The 17,873-nt window shown below is 32.1% G+C and carries 22 protein-coding genes; 4 read left to right on the top strand and 18 right to left on the bottom strand.

The window, feature by feature from the left end:
• Positions 1 to 33: 33 nt before the first annotated feature.
• The 9 genes from RV14_RS02810 to rlmH form a co-directional block, all read right to left on the bottom strand.
• Positions 34 to 330 (bottom strand): hypothetical protein, encoded by a 297-nt coding sequence (locus tag RV14_RS02810; RefSeq protein WP_071854803.1) that lies wholly within the window; start codon positions 328 to 330, stop codon positions 34 to 36.
• Positions 323 to 616 (bottom strand): Mor transcription activator family protein, encoded by a 294-nt coding sequence (locus tag RV14_RS02805; RefSeq protein WP_071854802.1) that lies wholly within the window; start codon positions 614 to 616, stop codon positions 323 to 325. Before RV14_RS02805 ends, RV14_RS02810 begins: the two co-directional genes overlap by 8 nt.
• Positions 617 to 761: 145 nt before the next feature.
• On the bottom strand, positions 762 to 1,313 hold the full coding sequence (locus RV14_RS02800; protein WP_071854801.1) for a DUF1643 domain-containing protein: 552 nt from the start codon (positions 1,311 to 1,313) through the stop codon (positions 762 to 764).
• A gap of 172 nt (positions 1,314 to 1,485) precedes the next feature.
• Positions 1,486 to 1,785 carry a 4'-phosphopantetheinyl transferase gene (locus RV14_RS02795; protein ID WP_071854800.1) on the bottom strand — a complete coding sequence of 100 codons (300 nt, stop codon included), beginning with the start codon at positions 1,783 to 1,785 and terminating at the stop codon, positions 1,486 to 1,488.
• A gap of 26 nt (positions 1,786 to 1,811) precedes the next feature.
• On the bottom strand, positions 1,812 to 2,120 hold the full coding sequence (locus RV14_RS02790; RefSeq protein WP_071854799.1) for a DUF960 domain-containing protein: 309 nt from the start codon (positions 2,118 to 2,120) through the stop codon (positions 1,812 to 1,814).
• A gap of 108 nt (positions 2,121 to 2,228) precedes the next feature.
• On the bottom strand, positions 2,229 to 2,432 hold the full coding sequence (locus RV14_RS02785) for a hypothetical protein (protein WP_071854798.1): 204 nt from the start codon (positions 2,430 to 2,432) through the stop codon (positions 2,229 to 2,231).
• Between the two features lie 257 nt (positions 2,433 to 2,689).
• Entirely contained in the window at positions 2,690 to 3,112 is a 423-nt protein-coding gene (locus tag RV14_RS02780) for a hypothetical protein (protein WP_010721782.1), read from the bottom strand.
• Positions 3,109 to 4,254, bottom strand: a complete 1,146-nt coding sequence (locus RV14_RS02775; RefSeq protein ID WP_071854797.1) for a recombinase family protein — start codon at positions 4,252 to 4,254, stop codon at positions 3,109 to 3,111. Before RV14_RS02775 ends, RV14_RS02780 begins: the two co-directional genes overlap by 4 nt.
• A gap of 109 nt (positions 4,255 to 4,363) precedes the next feature.
• Positions 4,364 to 4,843, bottom strand: a complete 480-nt coding sequence (rlmH, locus tag RV14_RS02770; protein WP_071854796.1) for a 23S rRNA (pseudouridine(1915)-N(3))-methyltransferase RlmH — start codon at positions 4,841 to 4,843, stop codon at positions 4,364 to 4,366.
• A 436-nt stretch (positions 4,844 to 5,279) separates the two neighbouring features.
• Here rlmH and RV14_RS02765 point away from each other — a divergent pair, with 436 nt between their 5' ends.
• The gene (locus tag RV14_RS02765; RefSeq protein ID WP_071854795.1) at positions 5,280 to 6,560 is read left to right on the top strand and encodes a S1C family serine protease; all 1,281 of its coding nucleotides are present in this window, start codon (positions 5,280 to 5,282) and stop codon (positions 6,558 to 6,560) included.
• Positions 6,561 to 6,870: 310 nt separating this feature from the next.
• Here RV14_RS02765 and RV14_RS12185 read toward each other — a convergent pair whose 3' ends face one another.
• From RV14_RS12185 to pepA, 6 genes are all read right to left on the bottom strand, one after another.
• Positions 6,871 to 7,017, bottom strand: coding sequence for a hypothetical protein (locus RV14_RS12185; RefSeq protein ID WP_167359834.1), 147 nt, complete (start codon positions 7,015 to 7,017; stop codon positions 6,871 to 6,873).
• 63 nt (positions 7,018 to 7,080) lie between these two features.
• Positions 7,081 to 7,302 (bottom strand): hypothetical protein, encoded by a 222-nt coding sequence (locus RV14_RS02760; protein WP_071854794.1) that lies wholly within the window; start codon positions 7,300 to 7,302, stop codon positions 7,081 to 7,083.
• 426 nt (positions 7,303 to 7,728) lie between these two features.
• Positions 7,729 to 8,334 carry a YtpR family tRNA-binding protein gene (gene ytpR, locus RV14_RS02755; RefSeq protein WP_071854793.1) on the bottom strand — a complete coding sequence of 202 codons (606 nt, stop codon included), beginning with the start codon at positions 8,332 to 8,334 and terminating at the stop codon, positions 7,729 to 7,731.
• 196 nt (positions 8,335 to 8,530) lie between these two features.
• Complete coding sequence (locus RV14_RS02750) at positions 8,531 to 8,998, bottom strand: universal stress protein (protein ID WP_071854792.1); 468 nt, start codon at positions 8,996 to 8,998, stop codon at positions 8,531 to 8,533.
• Between the two features lie 29 nt (positions 8,999 to 9,027).
• Complete coding sequence (locus RV14_RS02745; RefSeq protein ID WP_071854791.1) at positions 9,028 to 9,348, bottom strand: thioredoxin family protein; 321 nt, start codon at positions 9,346 to 9,348, stop codon at positions 9,028 to 9,030.
• 257 nt (positions 9,349 to 9,605) lie between these two features.
• On the bottom strand, positions 9,606 to 10,685 hold the full coding sequence (gene pepA, locus RV14_RS02740) for a glutamyl aminopeptidase (RefSeq protein WP_071854853.1): 1,080 nt from the start codon (positions 10,683 to 10,685) through the stop codon (positions 9,606 to 9,608).
• A 194-nt stretch (positions 10,686 to 10,879) separates the two neighbouring features.
• On the opposite strand from pepA, the gene RV14_RS02735 reads away from it, so the two are divergent.
• The 3 genes from RV14_RS02735 (at position 10,880) to RV14_RS11980 (ending at position 13,215) form a co-directional block, all read left to right on the top strand.
• Positions 10,880 to 11,215, top strand: a complete 336-nt coding sequence (locus RV14_RS02735; RefSeq protein ID WP_071854790.1) for a PepSY domain-containing protein — start codon at positions 10,880 to 10,882, stop codon at positions 11,213 to 11,215.
• Between the two features lie 155 nt (positions 11,216 to 11,370).
• Entirely contained in the window at positions 11,371 to 12,327 is a 957-nt protein-coding gene (locus tag RV14_RS02730; RefSeq protein WP_071854789.1) for a glycosyltransferase family 2 protein, read from the top strand.
• A 453-nt stretch (positions 12,328 to 12,780) separates the two neighbouring features.
• Positions 12,781 to 13,215, top strand: coding sequence for a hypothetical protein (locus RV14_RS11980; protein ID WP_143139726.1), 435 nt, complete (start codon positions 12,781 to 12,783; stop codon positions 13,213 to 13,215).
• A gap of 482 nt (positions 13,216 to 13,697) precedes the next feature.
• Here RV14_RS11980 and RV14_RS02720 read toward each other — a convergent pair whose 3' ends face one another.
• The 3 genes from RV14_RS02720 to RV14_RS02710 all read right to left on the bottom strand — a co-directional run bounded on the left by RV14_RS02720 (position 13,698) and on the right by RV14_RS02710 (position 17,192).
• Positions 13,698 to 15,077, bottom strand: a complete 1,380-nt coding sequence (locus RV14_RS02720) for a PfkB family carbohydrate kinase (RefSeq protein WP_071854787.1) — start codon at positions 15,075 to 15,077, stop codon at positions 13,698 to 13,700.
• 301 nt (positions 15,078 to 15,378) lie between these two features.
• Positions 15,379 to 16,683, bottom strand: coding sequence for a glycosyltransferase family 2 protein (locus tag RV14_RS02715; protein ID WP_071854786.1), 1,305 nt, complete (start codon positions 16,681 to 16,683; stop codon positions 15,379 to 15,381).
• Entirely contained in the window at positions 16,683 to 17,192 is a 510-nt protein-coding gene (locus tag RV14_RS02710; RefSeq protein WP_071854785.1) for a hypothetical protein, read from the bottom strand. Before RV14_RS02710 ends, RV14_RS02715 begins: the two co-directional genes overlap by 1 nt.
• Positions 17,193 to 17,873: the final 681 nt, after the last annotated feature.

Below are 17,873 nucleotides of genomic sequence, written 5' to 3'. Positions count from 1 at the left end.
TTTTGTCAGTCAATTAATCTCAATGGTGTTCATTTAGTTAATCCTTTCCCAAGAATGTCGATAGCCAGTATGACAACGATCTCTTCCTTGCGGGCTTTCAGATGGATTAAAACTAGTTGAAATTTCTCTTCCACATCCTCTACAGCGATAAGTTCTCATTATTTTTGGGCTATTAGTATTATTTTTCTTAGTTAGAGCTATGAGACCAACTATGATTACCCCAACTATCTTAATTACTTTTCCTTTATCTATATTCGGATGTGCAAGCATATATTTATATAACCAATATCCACCGTAAATTAAGCCACCTAATACAATCAGCTTAGCCATGTACTTTTCTCCTTTCTTTTTGTTTAATTACTTCTTGAATCCATCTTGCAGAGAAACCATAAATTTCTGTCAATTGACGGATATCCACATTTTTTTCCTGTTCTATCATGTTTTCGATTCTTTTTCTAACTAACTCACGATCGTACATTTTCATTGGAAAAGAAATCTGTTGCCCTCGAAAAGCAAGATAAAATTGATAGAGCAATTCTGAATCCAGTTCCATTTCCTCAAAAAAGTCATTCATACTTTTATAAGAGTTACTCAAACAAGTTTCATCAATCTCCATCTACACACCTCCTGTTATTTTTTACATAATGAAAATAGCATATTACTGAGTACATTGATAATTCATATAACATGTATCATCACATGTATTTTTAAAAGCAAAAAGCATGTAAACCTACTTATAAATAACAAGAGAAAATAAAATGTTATTTTTCTTGAAATAATAATTGACTATCTGCCAATTGCCATTCATTACGAACATGAATACTTAATGGGTGAGATAACTTGCCTTCTGCATTTATCAATACTTTGGTCATCTTCTTTTGTTTCGCACTCAATTGATCGTAAATAGTCTTTGCTTGTTCATAAGCCACTTGACTCGTCGCTGTAATCGAACCACAAGCAAAAATAATGGTGTTGATTTTCTTTTCTGTAAAAACAGTCGTTAATATTTCCAAAGATTGTTCATCATTTCCTCGAAGAAATACCCGAGGACTTTTCGCTTTTGTGTACGAAAAAAGATTCACAGCAATAAAACCAGTAAATCCTAATTGTCGGATATTCTTTTCGATTAATAACATACTCAAATCATTCGTAAATGGTTCTGTATCTGTTGGACGAATGGTAATGACTACCGCTAATTTTTCTTCCTCTTCTTTTCCTTTGATTGTCCATTGTCGTTTGAAAACATAGCGATGAGTATGATGAGGGTCTCGCCAAACCTCTGTTTGTGTGGTCACTAATTCTTTTTCAATCATGTCTCTTCTCCTAAGCAAATTTTTGTTCGATTAATTCAATAATAATTGTGGTCGCAAGTGTCAACACCAATTTAAAATACTTCATCTTCCTTCTCCTTTTTTCTTCAGAATTTGATGAATCGCTGAGAGAATACTTCCTAAACATTCCGCAACAGTTCTTAAATAGTCTATTTTATTCATTCGTTCCTCCAATCTGACTCCAAACCAAACGTCCTTCTGTCAGTAACCCACGAACAAATTCTCGCTGGCTGGTAATATCTGTAATGAAATAAACTACGTAGTCTTTCCCATCTTCTGGTGCGCAATAAATATAAAGATGTGTCATTACTAAACGTGGTAGAGTAACATCTTTAGGAAGCGTACCCATTTCTATTTCCTCTTTTTCCATCGTAACGGATTCATAGCCCCACTCTTCAGAAGTAGTTACTAGCTGTGCACACTTTTCCAGTACTTCGATAGCCGTTTCTAACAAGTCATTTCGCTCCTTTCTTTTAGATACTAGTATTCTTCTGGTAATAACATCGTTTGATACTCACCCGAATCAATGACCCATATTTTTTGAGACACTGATTTCAAACAAAGCTTAGGTGAAATCAGATACTCTTTTCTTTCTTCCGGTTCTTCTTGACGATGAACCAACTTTTGATTTCCTTTTTCCGTAGAAAATTCAAAAATTTGAAGATAGTCTAAAGGAAGTTGCTTTTGAACGTTTTGATCGATTAGATTCCAACATAAAGCTTGGAATTCCACCGGCAAACTGTCCATTACTCCCTTTGTGACATAACGTTGTCCTTTATTTTGAAACATTTCTTTTTCCTCCTTTGCCATAAAAAATAGCCCAATCTTCTATAAAGAAGATTGGACTTCATGGATATAATATATAATTCAAATTATATTTATTTCAGATAACTAATACTACCGGAAATGCCATAGAATAACGTCAATATTTCTAGGTGTCCAGCTGTAAGTTTTAAAAATTTTATTTAAATGATTTGCTTTTTTACGATAGATATCAATTAAATATACTGCATCTTCTATCTTCAAATTTTGTGGATTCATTTGTTTTATTTTTTCATCAGTTTTAAATTCTTCAGTTTTTAATAACGCTCGAACAACCATTTCATCCACCGTACCAAAGTAGCTTGGAAATAATAACGCTAGTAATCCTGATGCACCAGCTACACCAAGTCCGTTGATTTAGTATATATACAAAAATATCCTTTCAGATTAATGTTTCGTTGACTCTATTTCATCCGATCTAGAAATTATAGCATCAAAAATAGTCCAATCATCTTTATTGGATGATTGAACTTCAAAACTGTAATAATATATCTATAAATTATATTTATCTCATTAACATAATGGTAATAAAAGCCCTAATTTCCCTTTCTAGATTTGAGAGGTAGTTCATTGAATTTTTCTAATTCAAAAATCATAGCTTTTTTATCAGGTATCAATTCACCTTCCAATTGATATCTCATTTCTTCTTTCCATTTATCTTTCATTAATGATCTCAAAATATTTCTAAGTGCTCCATACTGCATCTTAATACTTCCTTTTTGTTGACTTTCAGATTTTGAAAAAGGAATAGATTTTAAAGAATTAGCTTTACAAGCTTGAATTGCAAAGATTTTATTTTCCCTATCTAGCAAAGGTCTTATATGACTCGAATACCCTAGAGCTTCTGCAATCGACTTATCAAATGTTATAGAATTTTTATTAAGAGTCAACAAATAATTTCCAGTTGTTTCAACATTAATTACTTCAAAATTATAGTCATCAAAATTTAATTTATTCAATATACATTTTCTCCTTTCGATAATACATCAGCAATTTCTTTTTTTGTCCATTTTACATCAATTACTATAAATCCTTTAAATACACCTGATTTAATGGTAGAAATAAACGTTTTAGGTTTCTCAATATCTTTAGTAATCTTATTGTTTCTACTGTTATGTGGATTAGATAGTAATTGTTGAACTAGATTCCACTCTTCTTCAGAAACAATCGCAGGTACTCCATTTTTAAGAAGATATTTTGGTTTTTCACCGCGATTAATTCTTGTTTTATGCGTAAAACAGTCAACTGTATATGTTTTTTGCATAATTACCAAACCATAATACTTCTCGTTTCTCAATATACGATAAATTGAGGAAGATTTCCACTTCCTACCCATTGCTGTAGGAATATCTGCCTCATTTAATAAGTTAGCTATATCAATAGCACAAACGCCTTCAATAAAATTCCTATAGATAAATCGAACAACCTCTGCTTCTGATTCTTCAATGACTACTTTTCCAAATTTATCTTTTTTATAACCCAATAGATTATGTGTGGGAATAATGGCTAATCCTTTTTTAAATCTCTCAACAATAGACCACAATATTGCTTCACTTTTTTGTTCACTTTCAGCTTGTGCTACTGCACTAGTAAAAAGTAACAATGTTTCTGTAGCTAAATCTAATGTATTCAAATTTAAATCTTCAATTAATACTCCTACTGGGTTAGGCAATGTTCGTAATTCTCTAGTGACTGTTATAAAATCAACTGTATTTCTTGAAAAACGACTAATACTTTTTACAATAATTAAATCGATTTTACCTAAACGACAATCTTCTAACATTCGATTAAATTCTTCTCTTTTTTTGATTGTAGTTCCGGAAACACCTCTATCAGCATAAATGTCTACAAGTTCCCATTCAGGATTTAATAAGACTTTTTCCTTATAGGTTTGAATTTGTAACTCAAAACTTCCTGATTGTGCCTCAGCATAAGTACTTACCCGACAATATGCAGCTACTCTTTTTTTTCTGATATCAGAATTAGTAACCTTAGCAGGAATAATTTCTACTTCTCGAGTATTATTAAACGCCTCCTGTATCTTCTTCTGTTGTTTGGTTATTCGCTTCCCCTTTCTCAAATAGACATTTTTTTTATCCACAAATTTCACATCCTGAATTAATAAATCTACACTTTGATTATATTACGGTATCATCGCAATACCAAGAAAAATCATATTAATTATAATGAATTTATTCGAAAAAATATCATTATTTGTGGTATGGAGCCCCGCTGTTAATCCGAAAGGCACGATAGATTTGTTCCGCGAGAATTAAACGCATGAGTTGATGTGGATATGTCATGTTGCCAAAGGAGATTTGCCGATCACTTCGTTTCATTACAGCTTCACTTAACCCTAATGATCCACCAATGACAAAGACAATTTGACTTTTTCCTTGTATGCCTAATTGCTCGATTTCTTTGGCAAAGGCTTCACTTGTCGGATTGTTTCCTTCAATTGCCAAAGCATAGACATATTCGTGCTCTTTAATTTTACTTAAAATACGTTCCCCTTCTTTTTCTTTGACTTGACGCATTTGTGCTTTACTTAAATTCTCAGGTGCTTTTTCATCAGAAACTTCTATTCGTTCGATTTTTGTATATACTTGCAGCCTTTTTACGTACTCATTGATTCCTTGAATAAGATATTTCTCTTTTAATTTTCCTACTGAAACAATTTTGATATTCATGTTTCTATTCTCCTATATTCATTTTTCTTCCTTGTTACTTACGATGTGCGTTTTTATTATAGCTAAATTTTGTGTTAAAAGAAAAATAATTCTTTTTATTTATTCAAAGATTCCCACACAGTTATACACATCATCCACAGCTTTATCCACAGTTCCCCCTACTATTATTACCTAATTTATAAGTATTTCTTAAGCAAACATATGTTTTACACTTATTTATCCACTTTATCAACAAATTGTGGATAAAAAACATCTCTGTTTTTCCTTGAGTTATTCGGCAATTTCTACACAAAAATTGTGGAAAACTTTTTTCACTTGAATGCAATGATTTTTCCTAAAGTTTTTCATAAAAAGTTCATAGTCTAAAAGTAGACTAAACTTAACAAGTAAGTCTATACTTATAGGTGGAAGAAATTAATAAATGGAGGCCGATCACATGGAGAGAAAAGATGTGACACCAAAGATGAAAAAGACAAATAATAATGGAGTCTGGCGGAGACTAGGTCTTGGCTTAGTTGGCGGAATTGTTGGAGGATTACTGACAGCTGGTATTTTTTACGCCGTCATGGGTTCTGGCAACGCTGCAACAAATTCTAGTGGAAATCAGAACTCATCAGGGGAAACAGTGGTTGAAAATGTGAAAGTTAATGTAAATTCTGATATCACCAAAGCTGTAGACAAAGTCCAAGATGCTGTTGTTTCAGTAATCAACCTGCAAAGACCAAACCAAAGTAGTGGAATTGGACGACTCTTTGGCCAACAAGAAAATTCAGACGATAACAGTTTAGAAGCTTCCAGCGAAGGTAGTGGCGTCATTTATAAAAAAAGTGGCAATACAGCTTACATCGTGACCAATAACCACGTTGTGGAAGGACAACAAGGCTTAGAAGTATTATTAAAAGATGGAACAAAAGTAAAAGCTGAATTAGTCGGCACAGATGCGTATTCAGATTTGGCAGTATTGAAAATTAATGCAGATAAAGTAACTAAAGTAGCTTCATTTGGAGATTCTAATGCGTTAAAAGTAGGTGAACCTGCTATTGCGATTGGTTCTCCTTTAGGTTCTGAATATGCAAACTCTGTAACTTCTGGTATTATTTCATCATTGAACCGTCAAGTAACAAGTACGAATGAATCCAATGAAACCGTAAATATCAACGCAATTCAAACAGATGCAGCCATCAATCCAGGGAACTCAGGTGGGCCATTAGTGAACATCGAAGGTCAAGTAATTGGAATCAATTCAAGTAAAATTGCTAGCACTTCTTCAACATCAGGCGTAAGCGTGGAAGGAATGGGATTTGCAATTCCAAGTAACGACGTAGTAAATATCATCAATCAATTGGAAAAAAATGGCAAAGTGACACGTCCTGCTTTAGGTATCACAATGGTCGATCTTTCTGCTGTTTCAACGCAACAACAAGAACAAATCTTGAAAATTCCTTCCTCTGTTACAAGTGGCGTCATCATCACCAATGTTCAACCGGCAACACCGGCAGAAAAAGCAGGCTTGAAACAATATGACGTCATTACAAAAGTCAATGATACAGATGTTTCTTCTGGCGTAGAGTTGCAATCTGCTCTTTATCAGAAAAAAGTCGGCGATTCTGTAAAAATTACGTATTATCGCGGAACTCAAAAGAAAACAGCTACAATTCAATTAACAATTGATCAATCTTCATTGAAACAAAATCAATCAAATAATTCTGGAAACTAAACCAACTAGTAAATAAAAAAAGGGAACAACATCAAAAACAAACTGATAGTTGTTCCTTTTTTATCTCCTATCAACAGCATGAAACAATTTAAGAAATAATACCGTTAACTTAAAAATCCACTCGTTCATCAAACATTTAATATATAAAAAAATAGGAGAAAATAAATTTTTGCTCCCCTAAAGTAACAGTTATTAACAACAATAAATGAAAAAGGCAAAAAGCAAAAAACTAGGCTAATTTTGTTCTACTTCTCAAAATTAGCCTAATCATTTTAATAAAGATAAATTCATTCAACAAATTAATTGTTCACTAATTAAACTCTGGCGTAGCACCCTCAACTGGTTTAATGTCTTCGTAGTGATTTTGCTCTTCTACTTCTCCAGTATCTAAATTAGTAATTCTTAATACACCACTTACAGGATTGAATTCTTCTTTAAGTTTTTCTTTTCCCTCCACATCACTTACAAGTTGATCTTCATTATCTAGTGTATAAAATTTATCTTCATACCCATATTTTTTTTAGAAATATTCTCTTTCTTCTTTTACGTCTTCTTCATATGATTGTTGCCCCATTTCCCAATTTTCTAAAGTAGATTCAGCTGTTTCATTCGTTGTCTTTTCTTGTGTATTCATTGAATTTTTATTTTTTACTTCCTCTGCAAATGAAGTACTTTTTCCTACAGCCAACATTGCACCTAATATTCCAATCACTGCACCCATTAAATAAATTTTTTTCGTCATATTTATCACTCATCTTTCTTTATTTAATATATTTGTATTATAAGTAACATATTTGAAATATTATTAATAAATATGTTGAGTTTTTTTTAACAGTTTATGAAGAATTTAGAACCACAAAAGTAAACGTAGATAGTTATTTTTTTAAATCTGCTTCTTCAGTAAATATATTCATCTAAAAGTAAAGCAGAAAATCTTATTCGGAAAAGAACCTCTAAATAATTATTTTAAACCTTTGGGAAATTTCTCTAAACAGGACACTTTTCTCTATCATTTATGTAATAAAAAAATTTTATTTTTGTTTCCTACATCAAAAAAAGACTACATTATTTTCAATTATTGATGAAAACAAGCAAAACATGACTTATCCAATAGAAAAGTCAATCCAATTTTGACTTTTTCATCAAAATCAGATTGACTTTACCAATCTTATTTAAAGAATGCTTTACCAATTACTGCATCTTCTGGCAAAACAAGAATCCCTTTCTTTTTCAGAGCATCAGGAAGCTGCAACTCTTTTGCAGAACAAATCATTCCGTAACTTTCCACACCGCGTAAGGTACCCGGCCATATCATCGTACCATCTGGCATCATTGCTCCGGGTTTTGCTACAACGACTTTTTGTCCAGCTTCAATATTTGGTGCGCCACAAACAATTTGTAAGACTTCCGTATCACTTACCTGTGTTTCAGTAATAGATAAATGATCAGAATCAGGGTGTGCTACACAAGTTTTTACATATCCTACTACAATTTTAGGCTCGTTTTCTTCTACCAAAGTTTCTTCAAATCCAACTTCTTTGATTAACTGATTTAATTGCGCAATTTGCACCTTTGTCAGTTTTACTTGACCATTTCCTTGAATCGTTAATTTGTCTGAGATATGAAAAAAATTCCAGCCAACGATTTGTCCTGTTGCATCTTTGATTTGGGCAACGTTTCCTTTACGAATGACAGTATTTTTAGTTCCTTTATCGTCTGCGGCAATCACCATCAACGTATCGCCAACGTGTGCTTTGTTATAAGCAAAAATCATGTTTTTTCCTCCCTTGTTATTTGCTGTCATTTATCTTAACAAAAAAACTAGTTTTATGCATATCTTTTTTTCAACGATCAAAATAACAAGCCATATATTTCCCAAAAAACTGATAAAATCAGCTTTCATAAATCGTTCAAAAAAATAGGACGCAATGACTTTCATGCGCCTATTTTTGTCTAATTTAATTATTTTGTTAAACGCTTGCTGCTTTTTCTACTTCATCAGAAACAATCAAAACGTCACAAGGTGCTCGACGAATCACATAGCTTGCTACACTTCCAGTCATAAATCGTTCAACTGCATTTAGTCCCGATTGGCCTACCATAATCAAATCAATCGCATATTTTTTAGGCAAATTTACCGCCATGGATTCTCTCACCGAACCATAAGCAATGACACCTTCTATTTTTTGATAACCGACTTTTTTCCCATAATCTTTACAATCTTCAATCATTTTCTTTGCTGCTTCCGTCTGCTGGTCAACCATACTTTGGTCAATCGGCGCATACCCCATAAAATTATAAAATTGTTGATCAATTACATTAGTCACATAGACAGTGCCATCATTTCTTCTAGCTACTTCTATCGCTTTTTTAAATGCTGCAAGTGCTTGTTCACTTCCATCAATACCAACTAAAATATGTTTGTATTCTTGTTCCATCTTGATCCCTCCTAACAGTTATGCAGATGTCAGCTCTTAATGATGCGATTTAAGAAATCCTCTATTTCTTGTTTTGTTTTGCGATCTTTGTTGACTAGACGACCTAATTCTTTTCCATCTTGGATGACTACAAAACTTGGGATTCCAAAAATACTCCATTCAGCGGCTACATCTATGTATTGATCACGATCCACTTCAATAAACTGCCAATCATCAAACGCTTTTTCAATTTCTGGCATATTCGGTTTGATGAAAAGGCAATCTCCACACCACTCAGCGGTAAAGAAAAAAACATTTTTTCCTTTTTCAACATAATTAGCTAATTCTTCTATATTTTTAGGAATAATCATCTCGATACCTCTTTCTTATTGTTCCATTTAAATTATACACCTTTCTTTCAAACTGACCAACTCCCAGCCGCCAATAAAGTCATTTGCTAAAAGTGCTTAATTCCAATAACAAGTATGTCACTTAAGCATTGACCTTAGAACCACCAGCAAAAAGCCAAAAAAACACGAAAATATTTCCCTATTTTCGAGTTTTTTTGGCATTATCTTCTTAAGTATTTAACCTCGTGTTGACTCAAATAATTTTTTTAGCTATAAATTTATTTCCCATAAACAATCGTATGAACGGTTGATTTGTCTAATCCTTTTAATGTTTGAATCAACATTTCTCTAGCAGCTTCAAAATCACGGATACTAAACATCGTTTGATGTGTATGGATATAACGCCCTACTACACCAATCACTGTACTTGGAATTCCTTCATTTTGAGTATGAGCTGCACCTGCATCCGTTCCACCTTTTGAAACAAAATATTGATAAGGAATATTATTTGTTTCAGCAACATCCAATAAGTATTCACGCAATCGTGGCAGCATAATCAATCCTGGATCTTGAATGCGCATTAATGTTCCTTCTCCTAAATGACCAAATGTACCGTTTTTTGTTACAGTATCATCCGCTGCTGAACAATCCACAGCAAAAAACAAGTCAGGCTTAAATTTATTCACTGAAGCTTTTGAACCACGCAAGCCTACTTCTTCTTGAACGTTTGCCCCAGCGATCAACGTGTGACCTAGTTTTTCATGTTGAAGTGCTTCTAAAGCCTCTAAAACCATGGTACAGCCATAACGGTTATCCCAAGATTTACTAATAATGTTTTTTCCATTAGCCGTTTTGATTGTTTCCGCAAATGGTACAATCGTATCACCGGGCAACACACCAAAGCTTAGCGCTTCTTCACGTGATTCAAAACCCGCATCAAACAAGATATCAGTCACTTCAACTGATTTTTGGCCGCTGGTACCACGCAATAAATGCGGAGGAACAGAAGAAGATATACAAGGATAATTTTTTCCAGAAGAAGTTTTCAACGTATAACGTTGTGCAGAAACGACATAAGGATTCCAACCGCCCAAAGGAACCACTTTAAATAAGCCATTTTCTTGAATCTGCGTGAGCATAAATCCTACTTCATCCATATGAGCTGCGACCATTACACGTGGGGCATCCGCCTCTTCATGTTTACGTAAACCAAAGATCCCGCCCAATCCATCTAATTGCAATTCATCTACTAACGGTTTCATATGCGTTTGCATATACGCACAAATATCTTGTTCAAAGCCACTTGTTCCTTGAAGTTCCGTCAATTCTTTAATTCGTTGAAATGTTTTTTCATCCATCATAATTTCGTCTGAGGTTCAGACTGTGCTCCTCTCAAATTTATAGTTGATTAGCGAACTTTTTACACGTTTAACCAATCACTCCCATTCATTATAGCTTATTTTCACAAGTAACGGTATTTATTTCAAAGAAAAACACAGAGTATGGTAGAATAAGTAGAGAATCTTTTTGGATTAAAAAGGAGGTCAGACGTATGTATGAAGAATGTGAATCAAGTAATTTTAAAAACGGTCTTGCAGTAGGCATCGGGCTTGGTTTATTAAGTGGCATCACCTCAATGATTTGGTATCAGCGAAAAAAAACACTGTCAGCAGATCACGTCCTAGAGCAAATCAAAACATCTTTTTTAAAAGAAGGCTCAATTGAAGGCTCTTGGATTTCTTTTGAAAAAGAACCCACCAGAAAATTTGCTATCCATTCAAAAGCCTATCGCGGCGGTATTTCTAGAGTGGAAGATGGTGAAGTCGTCTATTACGAATTTTTAGCGGACGCCTATACAGGAACTGTTTTAGAGATCACACGCAAGTAAAAAAGAAACTATCTAAAGTACTTCTTAATGAATGATTCATTCAAGAAGTACTTTTTACATAGCCTTCATTTTTTCTGATCAAAAACTAGTATTTAGTGATATTATACGTTATTCTTAAACTGTCTTATGTTTTTAATAATTAAGGAGAGTGAACAATGGAAACATTGGAAAAAATTGCTGTATTAATTCCCTGCTACAATGAAGAAGCAACCATTTCAACTGTTATTGCAGATTTTAAAAGAGAATTGCCAGAAGCAGACATTTATGTATATGACAATAATTCAACTGATAAAACCTATGAAATAGCCCTTGCATGTGGCGCGATCGTCAAAAAAGAACCGCGTCAAGGAAAAGGAAATGTCATTCGTCAAATGTTTTTTGACATTGATGCAGATTACTATTTAATGGTTGACGGAGATGACACTTATCCAGCAGAGGCCGTTCATGAACTACTTGATAAATTGCGCTCTCAAGAAGCAGATATGGTGATTGGCGATCGTCTTTCAAATGGTACGTATTTTGATGAAAATAAACGTCCTTTTCATGACTTTGGCAATAAATTAGTTAAAAATACGATCACCAACTTATACAAAACTAAAATAAGAGACGTTATGACAGGATACCGCGGATTTAATCGGATCTTCGTCAAAAGCTTTCCTATTATGAGTTCAGGATTTCAAATTGAAACAGAATTGACGATTCACGCATTAGATAAAAAGTTCAAATTAGTAGAAATTCCTATTGATTATCGTGACCGACCTGAAGGCAGTGAATCAAAATTAAATACTTTTTCCGACGGATTTAAAGTAATTATGATGATTATTAAAATGTGTAAAGATTATAAACCATTGATGTTTTTTGGAATATGGACAATCTTTTTCTTCTTCTTAGGGTTATTAACAGGCATTCCCGTCATTCGCGAATATCTATTAACGCATTTCATTACTCGAGTTCCGTCAGCTATTTTAAGTACAGGATTAATGATCCTCGCCTTACTCTCATTAGTTACTGGTTTAATTTTAGATACAGTGGTTTCTAATGCTAAAAAAGAGTATGAATTAAATTTATACCATGTTTACCGTGAAGAAAAAGAAAAAAATAGAAATTGCTAAAAGATAAGCAATTAAAAGTCACTGACAGCTTATTTATAAAGTATTATATTTATAGCAACACTTTATTGCACTTACTTTTTTATCGCAAAAGATGTGATCCCTGACAATTTGCATAAACTTAAGGAATATTTACTCTTTCAGTCGTTTTGCCATGTAAATGAGTAAGACTTACTTACAGTAAAAAAACATTCTGTTTTAATTGAATATTTTCTAGTTGTTTCACCTTCTTATTAACTATAAAAAACAAACAAATTAATGTATTTCTCTTTTTAGTCTGCCATTTCACTCATTCAACGATCTATCAAACCAATCAATCTCCTTATTAATGAAACATCATAGAAAGTTATTTTTTACTATTCGCTTATTCATTCAACAGTTTTTGTCTACTTTAAGTCTGTCTAAGTACGTTCTTACTGTCAAACAAGATTAAATACAAACAAATAAAAAAATGTAATGTTCAATAAACTTCATCCTATTTTATTTGTCTTACTTGAAAATAACTTAGCAATTAAAAGTACAACGATTCGGCAAAAATGTCTTTTAGAAGTCGGCACTGGTCACTTTATAAATAGGTTAAAAGTCATGTTGTTTTTATTTTTTTGTTCTTGCGATTCATCTAAGATAAAAAGATACTTAGGAGGTTATTATAAAAAAACAATTTTATCATTCTTTATGCTAATCTTTGCCTACTGTCTTTCATTAACCGCAGTATTTATTATCTCTCAAAAGACAGTTGAACCGAATTTAACGAAATCAATTGAAATGATTAATAAAGAAACGTTTTATTCCAGCCTTAACAAAGAAAACCTCAACACAACAAAGCTTGATCACTCTGCAGATTTTTTAATGATGCAAAAATCAACAAAAAAACTAACTACACGACCTTAGAAAAAGCTATAAAGAAAAAGATCTGATTTTAATATTACTCATTAAAAACAGATCTATCTTCTCTATTCATTAGAGACTCTTCCTGTATTTTCTTAAATTTGTCAATGCTAGTACCTTTTTTCTTTGATAAATTTAGTTTCTTTAGCCTCCCATGAATGAGTACTTTTACATACTATAAAATCAAAAAAGTAGGACAATTCTGCTTCTTTTTCAATTGTTGTTTCTAGCCTCTACTTTCTTTTTAGAAAGCGCAACCAACTGATGTCTTCCATATTTCCCTCCTATTATCTACATGTCTATTATAGGATTTATAGACATTACAATTACTTTCAAATGTAAGATAACTATTGTAATTATTAAGCGTAACTGAAGAATTATTGTTCCTATCTGCACCAAAAACAATAAATTGAACTATTATTTTTTACTTGTGTGATTATTTTCCACTATAAAAATATTCTTTTACTATAAAATACAATTATAAATTATGAGTTTATCTTCTTAATTATATCAGTAGTTGATACATTAGCAGCAAAAGGGCAGAGAAAAACTTTACCGCCAAGTTCTTCTACTTCTTTCTTTCCTGAAAAATCCCTGTCTAAATAGTCTAGCCCTTTAACTAAAATATCTGGTTTCAATACTTTTATCAATTCTATTGGTTTAATTTCATCAAAACAAACAATATAATCAACACATTCTAAACTAGATAATAATTCTATTCTTTCTTTTAACTTAATAATAGGTCTAGCATTTCCTTTTATTTTGGCTACAGATAAATCACTATTTACTCCTACAACTAAAATATTTCCTAATTGAGCAGCGTACTTTAAAAGTCTAACATGTCCTACATGTAATAAATCAAAACAGCCATTAGTAAAAACAATGGTTTTATTTTTTAGATGATTTCTTAATAAACATAGATTATTTTTATCTATTATCTTTTTATTCATATAAAAGTATTTTTCCATGACTTTTTCAAAAGAAATTCTTTTAGTAAACAAGGAATTCACTTGTTCCGCAGCTGCTAAATTAGCCAATTTAATAATATTTTCTTCAGAAAAAAAGTGCACTAATCCAAAAGCGACATAAGATAATACCGTATCACCTGCACCTAAATCATTTATACACTTTTTTGTATCTGCTTTTTTAAATAAACTTTTACCAGTTTTATTAAACCAGTGCATCCCTGACTTACCACAAGTAGTTAAAATGACCTTACTCTTTGTCACCTCCATTAGTTTATGGGAAGCTTCATAGATATCCACTTCAGAAATTATTTGACGTGCACAATAATTTTGAAGTTCATTCAAGTTAGGTTTTATCAAGTAAGCATTTTTAAATATAGACAACTCACTTTTACTATCTACAATTACTCTTTTGTTATGCCTATCTGCTAATTCTATTAGTTTTTTCCAGATATTTTTATCTATCATGCCTTTTTGATAATCTGAAACTACAAATAAATCTACTCTGTCCATTATTTTAATAACTTCTTCAATAATAAAATTCCAATGATCGAAGCTAATTTTAACAGCATTATCAATACTCGATAGTAACGAAATTTCTCCTGATTTAGTAATGTTTCTTTTTTTATAATTTGTTTTGTATATCCTTTCTTGAATAACTAGTGACGTGTTTATCTTTTGTTTTATAAGTTTTTTTAAAATAAGATGTCCTCTTCTATCATTTCCTAATAACCCGATTAAATAAACATTTGTTTTAGTATTTGCTATATTTACTGCTACGTTAGCAGCTCCCCCCAAATAAAAGTGAGATTTGTTATTTTTTATATAATGGTCTAATATAATATCGCCTATAACTACAATGGTTTTCCCATTTTTAAATTCATGGTATATAAAAATCACTCCTTAAAATAAACAGTAAATGTCCAAGTCAATTACTCAAATAGATACTACTTATCGAGCGTTGCTCCATGTGTACCCTTTTTTCTATTAAACAATAGACATGGAAATCTACTCAGTTATTTATAGTTAAAATAATCATACATGAAAAAAATTGTATAAAAAAGAAATTTTTTCTATATAAATCATTCAAGTATACTCTAAAAGCAAATAAAAAAATAGAACAACAATCAGCTGTTCTTCTGATCATTGTTCCAATTTCTTTTTTTATAAACGGCAAGTAGCTTGCCTTCTCACATTAGAACTATTCGCTTTTTCGTTCTGGACTTTTCCATGTCCCACTGCCGTACCCCAAAATCGTTTTTATAGCTGGAATAAAAGTAGTCAAAATGGTAACGGCATTGACCATCCAAAATAACAACATATATAAAGGCGCAAATAAAAGATACTTTAATTTTCGACCCTGATCATCTACCAACAAAGAAGCAACCAATTGAAAGATGCCTGAAATCATTTCAAAACAAATAAAAATAAAACTGATCGTTAAAGTTTTATAAACTTGTTCAACATTTCCTTGATAAAGATAGCTTCCTATTAAAATAATAAACACAAGAAATGAGAGACAAAAGAAAAGCGACCAAAGGATACTAAATGTTTGATCAATAAACATCATCGTCCTACCTAAGTTTTCAAAAGGATGAAAAAGGACTTTTTTAAAATTTGTTAGCCATACTTCTGTTCCCCCTTTAGCCCAACGTTTTCTCTGACGGTAAAGCATGCGTAAACTTACAGGAACTTCCATAAAGAAGATAATTGTCGGTGCAAAGACAGAAATCCAGCCATTTAATTGATGATCCCAAGCAATACTTATGTCTTCTGTTGCGCGATCTTGACGAGAGCCTCCAACGTCGATTAATGCGTCTTTTCGATACATGGTGTTGGCACCGCTGTAAGCATAAAGTCCACCAAAAACAGCTGACTGTGTTCGCTTAATGATGCCGACAATACTAGAAAATTCAACCGTTTGTGATTTTCCAAGAATGGAGGTACGATTTTTTACATCCATGTTTGCTGTAACAGCTGAAATATTTCTTCCTCCTGGGCGAATAAAATAATTGACGTAGCGTGACAAAGCATCCGGCTCGGGAACTGTATCTGCATCATTGCTTAAGATCAATTTTCCTTTTGCAAAAGCCATACCAATATCAAATGCATGAGCTTTTCCTTTATTTTTCTCAATTCGTACAACACGTAAATTGGCGTATTTCTTTCTTAAACGCTCCAATATTTCCGGTGTTCGATCCGTTGAACCATCATCTGTGACTAATACTTCATAATTTCCATAGTTGATTTTAGTCATTAAATAAGTAATCGTTTCTTCAATAACTACTTCTTCATTATGTGCAGGCACCATGATCGTAATAAAAGGTTCGATAGCTGTTGGAATCTCTGCCCACTCAATATGTTTATATTTAAATAAAAAATCGTAGCATAATACCCCAATAAACCAAGCAAAACTTCCCAGAATAGGGTAAGAGATCAATAAGAAATAGCTCATCGTCAGGACAAAATCAAAGAGCTCATTTCCCGTATGGACCATTCTTTCCATTATATTTCGACTCCTTCTTGTTTATAGAGATTTTCAATTAAATCCTTCTCAAAGTTTTGCTCTTTTGATACTACATAATAACAAATAGTTTCTCGTTCTTCTTTTGATCCAAAACGCCGAGTAAATTCAACTTCTAAGATTTCCCGACGCTTTTCTAATTTTTGTTCGTCATACATTTTTTCACTGATTAACGTCTCTTTATAACGACGATTATTCCAACGTGTCATCAATAAAAATAGTAAAACAAACACTATAAATGCTACTGCTAAAAAGAACAACAAAAAATAAAAAGTTCTTCGAGCTTCTGGAAATGAATGCCACTGAAATCCTTTTCCTTCCATGGAAGCATGGAAGGATTTTTCTACCCATACAAAAGGAAAAATTACACCACACCAGCCAATAATAGCAATTAGCCATTGCTTAACTTTTAGCCAATAGTTTTCCTTAGAAAAAAACTTATCTTTAATTAAAAGATTCGCCACTTCTTCTCTTTTTACCTGCTTCTTCATTTTTCTTCCTCCTTAGAAAATAAATGGATTCTTTTTTCTAGCTAGTTAAGAAGACTCATTCAAATACACTGATATTGATTATAATAACTTTTTTTCTTCGTTCATGTATAAATGGTGTTTGTTAACATTTTTTTAATAAATTAACCTCTTTCCTTTATAAAAAAGCTGTTAAATAATTCGCCAAAAATGATGTAAAAGGTAATTTAAAAAAAATATTAGACGCACTGAAAAAGCATCATCTAAAACTTTCTTCGCTACAAAAAGAGAAGATGCTAAGAATTGGTATGACTAAAAAATGTAAATACTGCTATGCTTCAATTCTATAAAAATAAAAAAGAACAACTCCTTATTTTTCCTATAAAAAGTTGTCTTTTTCTGATTTATTTTTAGCTTACAAAGAAAGTTTTTTTGCAGCATTTAAAAACTAATTATCTCTCCTCATTTTCTTCATGAACAATGGCAAGCAAAAATGACGAAACGAAAATTGAAATAAACTGCACTTTTTGTTGAAAAGAAATCAAACATGCAAAAACGAAAAATTAATTCTTCGAAAATAATACTGCAAGTTGAGGCTCCAAAAAGAAAAAGTGAATTTTTGAAATCATTGAGACTGACATTTTCTTATAATAATATACTTATTATAAGAATAGGAGGAATTGTGAAATGACGCAATTAACAAGT

The organism is Enterococcus ratti, from assembly GCF_001886195.1.
Classification (GTDB): Bacteria; Bacillota; Bacilli; order Lactobacillales; family Enterococcaceae; genus Enterococcus_B; species Enterococcus_B ratti.
Note: the sequence above shows the minus strand (reverse complement) of the source record. Positions and strands in the feature narration are given on the sequence as shown.